This window comes from Nodularia sp. UHCC 0506 (assembly GCF_034931045.1).
Classification (GTDB): domain Bacteria; phylum Cyanobacteriota; class Cyanobacteriia; order Cyanobacteriales; family Nostocaceae; genus Nodularia.
Genome location: NZ_JAYGHH010000006.1, coordinates 116,253 through 124,747 on the forward strand (window position 1 = coordinate 116,253; position 8,495 = coordinate 124,747).

The 8,495-nt window shown below is 41.4% G+C and carries 10 protein-coding genes; 1 reads left to right on the top strand and 9 read right to left on the bottom strand.

Going from position 1 to position 8,495, the window contains the following annotated elements:
* Positions 1-34: 34 nt before the first annotated feature.
* From VB654_RS06690 to VB654_RS06730, 9 genes are all read right to left on the bottom strand, one after another.
* Positions 35-793, bottom strand: coding sequence for a HEAT repeat domain-containing protein (locus VB654_RS06690; RefSeq protein WP_323212835.1), 759 nt, complete (start codon positions 791-793; stop codon positions 35-37).
* Between the two features lie 329 nt (positions 794-1,122).
* Entirely contained in the window at positions 1,123-1,608 is a 486-nt protein-coding gene (locus VB654_RS06695; RefSeq protein ID WP_416235666.1) for a GNAT family N-acetyltransferase, read from the bottom strand.
* 15 nt (positions 1,609-1,623) lie between these two features.
* A complete protein-coding gene (locus tag VB654_RS06700) occupies positions 1,624-1,818 on the bottom strand; it encodes a hypothetical protein (RefSeq protein ID WP_323212836.1) in 195 nt (64 codons plus the stop codon).
* 92 nt (positions 1,819-1,910) lie between these two features.
* Positions 1,911-2,324, bottom strand: a complete 414-nt coding sequence (locus tag VB654_RS06705; RefSeq protein ID WP_323212837.1) for an ABC transporter permease — start codon at positions 2,322-2,324, stop codon at positions 1,911-1,913.
* Positions 2,309-3,601: an AmpG family muropeptide MFS transporter gene (locus VB654_RS06710; protein ID WP_323212903.1), complete on the bottom strand. Its 1,293-nt coding sequence runs from the start codon at positions 3,599-3,601 to the stop codon at positions 2,309-2,311. Before VB654_RS06710 ends, VB654_RS06705 begins: the two co-directional genes overlap by 16 nt.
* A 230-nt stretch (positions 3,602-3,831) precedes the next feature.
* Positions 3,832-5,289 (bottom strand): DNA phosphorothioation-associated putative methyltransferase, encoded by a 1,458-nt coding sequence (locus VB654_RS06715; RefSeq protein WP_323212838.1) that lies wholly within the window; start codon positions 5,287-5,289, stop codon positions 3,832-3,834.
* 26 nt (positions 5,290-5,315) lie between these two features.
* Positions 5,316-5,717, bottom strand: coding sequence for a DNA sulfur modification protein DndE (gene dndE, locus VB654_RS06720; RefSeq protein WP_323212839.1), 402 nt, complete (start codon positions 5,715-5,717; stop codon positions 5,316-5,318).
* A gap of 96 nt (positions 5,718-5,813) precedes the next feature.
* On the bottom strand, positions 5,814-7,799 hold the full coding sequence (gene dndD / locus VB654_RS06725) for a DNA sulfur modification protein DndD (protein ID WP_323212840.1): 1,986 nt from the start codon (positions 7,797-7,799) through the stop codon (positions 5,814-5,816).
* An 86-nt stretch (positions 7,800-7,885) separates the two neighbouring features.
* Positions 7,886-8,140 carry a hypothetical protein gene (locus tag VB654_RS06730; protein WP_323212841.1) on the bottom strand — a complete coding sequence of 85 codons (255 nt, stop codon included), beginning with the start codon at positions 8,138-8,140 and terminating at the stop codon, positions 7,886-7,888.
* A 121-nt stretch (positions 8,141-8,261) separates the two neighbouring features.
* Here VB654_RS06730 and VB654_RS06735 point away from each other — a divergent pair.
* On the top strand, positions 8,262-8,495 hold a 234-nt coding region (locus VB654_RS06735), incomplete at its 3' end, for a helix-turn-helix transcriptional regulator (protein WP_323212842.1).

The following is an 8,495-nucleotide window of genomic DNA, read 5'->3' on the forward strand; positions in this document are numbered from 1 at the left end:
AATTACGAACTACGAATTACGAATTACGAATTATCTAAAACCATCCTTCTTGTTCTAGGGTTTCAATTAACTGCAAGCCACGAGGATCACCTACTCCTAATAGTGAGGCTTTAGCGTCTTCCCGGACTCCTAAATCTTGGTCTTCGGCAAAGGCTTGAATTAGGGCATCGATGGCTGTGGCATAAACTATGTTAGATGGCAATTCGCGGCACAATTGCCCAATTGTCCAAGCACAGTTACTCCGCACAGCTGCGACGGGATCTTGAACTAAAGCTTCAATTAGGGACGGGATGGCTCCCACAACGGCTTCATAACCCACGTCTGCCATCTGTGCTAAGGCACTGGCAGACCATAAACGCACGGCGGAAATATCAGTTCTGAGGGCATCTGCTAGGGGTGCTAGAGAACGGCGATCGCGGCAATTTCCTAATGCCCAAACTACACCTTTACGCACGTAGCCATTCCAGTCTTTGTGAAGTTGAGTGATTAATGGTTCTACTGCTTCTGGACTAGGATTGCGTCCAATGCCATAAGCTGCACTAACTCGCACTAAGGGACAGGTATCAGTTAACAGGCGAATTAGATGGGGTGTAGCACGTTTATCTTCAATATCACAAAAAGCACGAGCCGCTAACATCCGTTGCTGGGGTTGATGATTTTCCAAAAGCGCTAACATCACTTCTGGATCGGGCTTTACTACTTCAGACTCAGCAGTTAGAGGCGCTATTTTGTCCAGGGGGCTTTCTAGCTCCTCCTCGACATCAAGTAAGCTTAGGTCTTCTTCGTCATACATATTTCATATAAATGCGCGAGTAGGATTTAATGGCACCCCTCGTGCTAATAAGTCAAACAATTTTAGATTTTGGATTTGGGATTGATTCCACGGATAAATATCGAGGTTTGTACCATTAAGAAACTATTGGTCAAAACTGGATAGATATTATAGATACCAAATATTGTACATCTATATAGGACTCCTATTTAAATTTTGATAGCTTGCGTGGCGTAAGCCATACAAAACGACCTATACCTTGATTCCTTCTTCCCTGTTCCCTACCTCTACGAGTAAATATAGCTACCCAAGCTACGCGAACAGAAACCAAACCGGATTCCTATATCAGCTTATTTTTTGTTATGGAGTGATTTTACTATCCATAGGGATTGGGTTTGATAACCTAAGTGATGGTAAAGATTTAAGGCGGCTGAGTTTGATTGAAAAACTTGCAAGCCGATTTGGCGATCGCCTCTTTGAATTGCCCAATTTTCCACATACTGCATCAAAGCTGTACCCACACCCCGCCGTCGATGTTCTGGGATTACGTAGAGGAGAAAAATGTGAGTATGGCGATCGCCTTGGACTTGATCTATGGCATTTCCTACCCAGAGAGAAGCAATAGGAGATTGGGGAGGATCTCCTTGATCTAGATACTCTACCCACCACAAAGGTGTTTCCTGGGAGAAATATTGCTCAACTGTTCGCGCTAAGTGGGCAAAATCTTGCTGGGGAAATAGTTCCTGATAAGTTTGCTGCATGAACTTTACTAGTAGCGATCGCTCTAGCGTGGAACCGCGACGAATATAGTAACTCGGTAGCAGTTGCTCAGACAAACTCAGTTTCCATTTCTATGAGAACAGTGGAGGTTGTACAAGGGCAAATAATTCTGACTCCCCATATAGTCCGATTTCGCCATTTTCTTCAATGGGTGCGGGTGCTGCCATATCAGAAGGTAAAAAAATGCGGGCGCTGACTGCCACAAGAGCTAAGGAAAATACCAACACTGCCAGCAATGGGGCAATATATTGACGAATTATGGTCATAGTTTAATTGAAATCGGCTAGGATTTTGCCTCAAAATCTAGCTGAAGATTTGTGAAGTTTTCTTGACTTATTCTAGCGACTTTTGAGCATGGTTAACGTTGATCGCGTTCCAAATCATCAATTACTCTTTCGCAATACCAGGTTTCTGGCATTCCCGGATAATTGAGCTTGGCCTGATCAATTAAGCGCTCGGCTGCGGCAACATCTCCTCCTAACTTGGCAATTAGTTTGTTTTTGAGATGGTTATCGGCTATTTGCGCGGTGATTTGTGTCTGTGCTTGCTCTGGTCTTTGTTCTGGCACTATCTGTGATTGTTCTCTGCGTAGCTGCCAAAATAAAACGTAATAGAGTGTACCAAAAATCAAAATTAGGCTGAATGTTCCAAAAAGAGTTAGGAGGTTAAACGCTAGGAATCCCAAAACTAACTGTGAGAGAACATAACCGAGTAACAAGCCAGTAATTAAGAGAATAAATGTGCCGACAATAATAACTACTTGGTTCCCCATAAATCCTCGTCTTCTTCCTCTAGTCCTGGTCTGGATATTGCCACTGGTTTAGGGTTCCAAGGGGCAAACAATGGTAACAGAAGTAGTCCTGGAATAGCAGCGACCATACTAATAATGAAAAATAACGGCCAACCTGTGCTTTTTGCTAAAGTGCCAGCTGGCGCAACTAGAATATCACGACTTACAGCCATAAAACTGGATAATAAAGCATATTGGGTGGCAGAAAAGCGCTGGTTACACATATTCATCAAAAAGGCCACAAATGCTGCTGTTCCCAACCCACCACAAAAGTTTTCAATGTTGATTGTTAACACTAGAGCCTGGTAGTTTTGACCTACGTTGGCTAGAACATAATAAGCTAAATTACTCACGGCTTGCAAAGCCCCAAATAACCAAAGTGAGCGATTTAGACCAATTTTACTCAAAATTACGCCACCTGAAAGCGTACCAACAATGGTAGCTATTAGCCCCATACCGCCTTGAATAGCCCCGATATCGGTTTGGGTGAATCCAGTTTGCAATAAAAAGGGTGTAGACATATTGTTGACAAAAGAATCACCCAGTTTATATAGAACGATAAACAGCAGCATTAAAATGGCTTGAACTACACCCTGACGCTGGAAAAATTCCCCAAAGGGTAAAATTACCGCCGCAGCTAAAGATTCTGGGGGGCTGGTTTCTTGGGGTTCTGGGGCAAATAAGGTGGCAATAATCCCAATTACCATGCCCAAAGCCATTAATAAGTAGACTGATGGCCAAGGTAAATTATCGGCCAGAATCAATGCTAAAGATCCGGTGAATAAAAGTGCTATCCGATAACCTAAGACAAAAACAGCAGCACCGGCTCCTAATTCTAATTCTTCGAGAACGTCGGTGCGGTAGGCATCAGCAGCAATGTCTTGGCTGGCACTTAAAAAGGCGATCGCTACAGCGTTAATCGCTAATAACTGTAGTGCTTCTGTGGGTTCTTGGAAAGCCATGAGAGCGATCGCAATTAATAACCCAATTTGCAGTGTAATTAACCAGCCGCGTCGCCTACCTAAAATTGGGATTGTAAACCTGTCTATTAAAGGCGACCAGATAAATTTCAAAGAGTAAGGGATACCCACAAGGCTAAATAAACCAATGGCGGTTAAATCTACCTCTTCTACAGTCATCCAAGCTTGCAGGGTTTTGCTGGTTAAAAACAATGGTAAACCTGAAGAAAAACCGATTAATGTCAAAGCTGCCATTTTACGGCTACCGAAAACTGTCAGCAGCGATCGCACTGGTTTCATGTTGTGCAGGTTCCTCTCAATTTTGTAAATTGCAGTTATAGCAACCGCCAAGGCGGTTAGGACATGAAAAAATCCCAAAAGCCAGTCATAACAAGTATTTCAATTTTGACTTTTGACTTTTGCTATATCTTGCCATAGCTGCTGTGTCATTCTACGCAAACATCTAAGTTTACCCAGGTTTTCCCCACGGAGATCATCATCAAAGATGCCGTCACAGCCTCAGTAGTTCCTTAATTTTCCTGATTTTGCTCAATTTGATGACCGTTAATTTTTGCCCCGTGTGCAGCCAGACATTTTTCCCAACCGGCACGAGTCCCAATTTCACTTTTCTGCTTAAGCAATCCTAATTCCTGTTCTTGTTGGGTGAGTTGAGCAAATTCCTCATAGCGGGGATAGTTGGAAGTGACAAAATTTTCTTTGCGGTGCAGAATTGGCGGATTAGTTCTTTCTGCATAATCACGGTGAGTTATGTATAAAGTTTTTAGATCAATTGTGATACTGGCTTTTAAGGCGGGATGAGGATCACTGTCAAATTCTGGGTAAAACAAATAGGATATTTGCGGTTTTTCAATGTTGTATTTGATTAATGTCGCCCCATCGACACGCCCAATAGTACGGCTGGCACAGCTTTCATAAATGCGTAATAAGGGGTCTAATGCTGGGAGTGCGGAAACATGAACATAAAGTGCGCCGCGTGTGTGTTTACCAATTTTGCTTTTTTCACAAGCTGTTTGCACAACTTTGGGATCACCTAAACTAAATAGTTTTTGGTCGGCGACTTCACAGGCTTCTGCATAACTACCAAAAAAGGCTTTGATATCGTGACGCATTTCTGGCGCTAGTTTTTGCCATGACGGACGTTGATCAAAGTGGCTGAGGGCAAGATATACTTGGATGTCTAAAGAACGACGATAGGCGATCGCATCCCATTCAGCTTCATCGGTAGCTTGTAACACCACATTAAAAGCCCGGCGGTAACTACCAAATTCACTGAGTAATTCTGTTTGATTCGCTAATTCACCTTTAACGGGTAATCTGCCCCGGTTGGCAAAAAAGTCCATCAGTGGTTGTAATTGCTCTTGGTAGTCCTCAAATCGCTTGCTGGGGACACGGACTCTAGGTGTAGCAGTGCTAGAAAAGAAGCGGATAGCTTTGAAATTTTCTTTTGCAGCTTCATCACGAAAGACAAAATAAACACCCAATGCTACTGGTACTGCATCGACATTGAGAATTTCATTAATATAAGTTCTCAGTTCTTGTTGTTCATAATATTTCTGAAAGGTGTTGCGGCGCGTGACAATACCATCGCTGTAAGCTAGTTGTGCTTTACTAGGGGCATTAATTAATACTTGTGCCGCCACAATTAACACTTGCTGAGTCAGTTCCCAAGCGTGAATGAGACTTTGACGGCGTTCCTCTTGGTCTTCAATCACATTCAGAACATAACCCAAGTTAACCACATCAGCAGAGGTAACGGTTTCATGGGGAAAATAATAAGGGTCCCAGCCAGCGCTGGTGTAGCCTAAATTTCCGACTCGCTGCACATCACCACCGTAACCACAGCCGTAATCAAAAAATGAGGTTTCCTGATTGAGTATTGCCCATTCTATTGCTAAACGCACGGGGCGAGAGATATCATTACGAGCGATCGCAGCTCGATGACGCTCGATTTCTAAAGATTCAGCCATATCAGTTAACAGTCAACAGTTAACAGTTAATTAATATCCTTTCCATCTTTCAGCGCTAGTTTAATTAAATCTTCAATTTTCTTGATATTTGGATCACCGGCTAAATAACCAATCCCTCGATGCAAATGCAGGCGAAATTGGGTAGCGAGGTTATCTTTATCAATGGGGTAGCCGTCGTTGTGACAGCGTTGTTTCAAAGCCAGGAGAAGGATATCAGACATTTCGCCGCCAAATACGCGCCAGGTCATTTCCACATTGCTATCTTGGGGAATTGGTACAGGTGAGGGTGCAGTTGATTCGGCCAGGGAACGACAAAAAGCCCAACGACATAATATATTCCATTGGTCAATCTTTGTAGTGCGTCTGAGTTTAAGAAGTTGGTCTTTAGCTGTTTGGGAGAGTTTAATTCTTTCAATTGGAGATTCCATAATAAAGATAATTCTGGGAACATTCCTAATTTATCTGATGTTTGCTGTTTCTCTTGGCGCTCTTGGCGACTTGGCGGTTCGATAGTAAGATATTTATTACCAAAAATATTTATCTTCTATGATTGTAGTTTGGCGGGTGGAGGAATCGTATTTGAGCAGATATTCACGAGCGATCGCTTCATTATTTCTCAATGTTTCTACTTCATGCTTGCCAATTTCAGTATCAGTAGATAATAAAATTACTTGATGACTAGCAGATGGAAAATAGCGTTCTACGAGGTTTCCCCGGTGGGATGAGTCTAATCTTCCCAGAGGCGTATCTATGGCTACAGGTAAACGGTGTCCAGAGACTCGCGCCAGTCCCCAGAGAAATGCGATCGCTAACAGTTGTTTTTCACCGGCGGAAAGTCGATGTTTGGGAACTGGTTTACCATTGAAGTCATACAGTGACAGGCTGAAACTATCCGTATGAATAGCGACACGATGCACTAAATCTGATTTGTGTAGCAGATAGCGGAAACATTCTGTAACTTCAACTTCTAATTTATTCAGTTTGCGGAGAGTCAGTTTCTCGCGGAAAAGTTTAAGTGTATCTTGAACTTTAGCTGTTGCCGTAATAATATGTTCATTATATTTGCGATCAATATTGGTTTCTGTATATTTTTCTAAGATTTTTTTAGTAGTCCGAATTTGAGTTTCTAATTCGTTTAAATTGTGTTTGGCTATTTCACAAGCTGCTTGCGCTTCAGCAACTTCTTTTTGGGCTGCTTGCAATGCATCTACCAACTTTTGATAATCTTCTGGAGATGCGGCTGTTTGAATTTGTCTTTCTAGGGTAATAATTTCTTCTTCTTGAGTTTGGTGTAATTCTAGCTGCTTCTGTGTAGCATTTTTTGTATGAGGTAAATAATGATGAATAATATTATCTAAATGATGCAGAGTTTCGGTGTCAGATAATAGCCAAACTTCCCCTGCTGTATCTTGCTGGAGGATATTATTTTCTTTGTCGATAAAATCTTGAATTTTTTCTACTTGTTGGTCAGCAATAGTTAATTGTTTAATTAATTCAATTAAGCGGTAATCTCGTTCTAATAATAAATTATATGCTACCTTGGCTTGTTGAGTCCGAAATTCCTTTTGTCCTTGGATATAAAATTGATTTAGCAAAGGTTCAATGAAAGCTAACGGTAAAATATCAGCAGCTAATCCGCGCATAGCTTGACGGCTATTTTCTGACTCCGCAATTAGTTGAGATTTTTGTTTTTCTAAATAAGTGCGATCGCCTGCAATTTTACCACCTTCAGAGATGAAATTATCCACAGCTTCTTGCTGCTTTTTTTCTGCTACTACTAAATTATCAGTCAGTTCCTTTAATTGAATTTCAACTTCCTGATATTCCTCTTGTTGTAGCTTTAGTTCTTGTTCAATTTCCTCTAAATTAGCTAAATCTTGAGTATCCGCAATTTCTTTGCGCTTGCGGTTGACGATAATTTCTAAATCACCGCCTAAACGTTCAGCTAGTTCTAAACCTAAAAGTCCGCGAATTGCATCAACTACAATCGATGGAGGTGTTTCTTGTTCTGCGAGTTCCTTAACTTGTTCACCATCAAATAAAAACAGATTAGAAATTCCTAAAGGTAAGAGATTTTCTATATACTCATCCCAAATATTAACTAAAGCCGTATCCAGCCATTCTTGAGCATCTAAAATTCCTAATTGGTCTTTACCATCTTTAGGGTTTTTTGTCCAACGCCGAACAACTCTATATTTTACTGGTTGGTCATTTTCAATATGTTCAAAAACCAATTCAATGCGAGTATCTTCAGTGGGTGAACTGTGGCTATTAACGCATTGATTGAGAAAATCATTATAACTCAAGTTCCCACGGGTAGAACATTGGGCGCGATGACCATATAATGCTAGACGAATTGCATCCATCAGGGTAGTTTTTCCGCCCCCATTCATCCCACCTAAGAGGATAATTGGATAGGAATTTTCTTCATCAATTTTTGGGTCTAGGTTAATTACCTGACGACCACAGTAAGGGCCAAAGTTTTGTAATACGAGTTCAAGAAATATCATTTATATTTGAGTTTTTAACGGAACAATACCAGGCGAATCAAGTATTTAATTGTAGGGTGTGCATTGCCAACCCACTAAAATTAGTGTCAATTTATCAGAATATACCGAGTTAAAATACTCATCACTTCACCGGGATTTGGGGTAGGTAATAGAGGACTCCATTCATTAACTTGGGCAAAACCAAGCTTGTACAAACTGAGAATTGTGTTGTTTACTCCTGTTTTAGAACCCAATATCACCACCTTTACAGATTCTCTGCTTGGTATGGTTTCGGTAGATACGCTAGAGGAAACAGACGGGGTGAGAGTTTCAAAGGCTTCTGCCAAAAAGCTTGTAGTCATTGCAATTAAGATGTTTGTTGTTAAGAAGATATGTTACCTATGGGTAACAATCCTATCTTACACCTTTAGTTACCTATGGGTAACATTTACTCTGTTATGAGCTTTTGACACAATCAAAGGCATGGGAAAAGCAGGTAAAGCACTGAAACTGGTGTTAGAAGTTCATGGCATCAGCCAAAATAAGTTAGCAGTGACGATGGGAACAGGACGGCCAAATGTTCATCGTTGGGTAAACGAGATTAGAGATCCTGTGGCGGATACGCTGCTGGAAATTCGTGATGCGCTCAAAAAAATCAGTCCGGCGGCGGCGGAGGAGTTTATCAGGCTGTATTTGGAAAATTCCTCTGAGGATGAG

Bases quoted from the DNA above. Each gene is read 5' to 3' on its own strand.
- dndE (WP_323212839.1), bottom strand. From the start codon at position 5,717: ATGGAATCTCCAATTGAAAGAATTAAACTCTCCCAAACAGCTAAAGAC.
- VB654_RS06700 (WP_323212836.1), bottom strand. From the start codon at position 1,818: ATGACCATAATTCGTCAATATATTGCCCCATTGCTGGCAGTGTTGGTA.
- dndD (WP_323212840.1), bottom strand. From the start codon at position 7,799: ATGATATTTCTTGAACTCGTATTACAAAACTTTGGCCCTTACTGTGGT.
- VB654_RS06705 (WP_323212837.1), bottom strand. From the start codon at position 2,324: ATGGGGAACCAAGTAGTTATTATTGTCGGCACATTTATTCTCTTAATT.
- VB654_RS06715 (WP_323212838.1), bottom strand. From the start codon at position 5,289: ATGGCTGAATCTTTAGAAATCGAGCGTCATCGAGCTGCGATCGCTCGT.
- VB654_RS06710 (WP_323212903.1), bottom strand. From the start codon at position 3,601: ATGAAACCAGTGCGATCGCTGCTGACAGTTTTCGGTAGCCGTAAAATG.
- VB654_RS06730 (WP_323212841.1), bottom strand. From the start codon at position 8,140: ATGACTACAAGCTTTTTGGCAGAAGCCTTTGAAACTCTCACCCCGTCT.
- VB654_RS06690 (WP_323212835.1), bottom strand. From the start codon at position 793: ATGTATGACGAAGAAGACCTAAGCTTACTTGATGTCGAGGAGGAGCTA.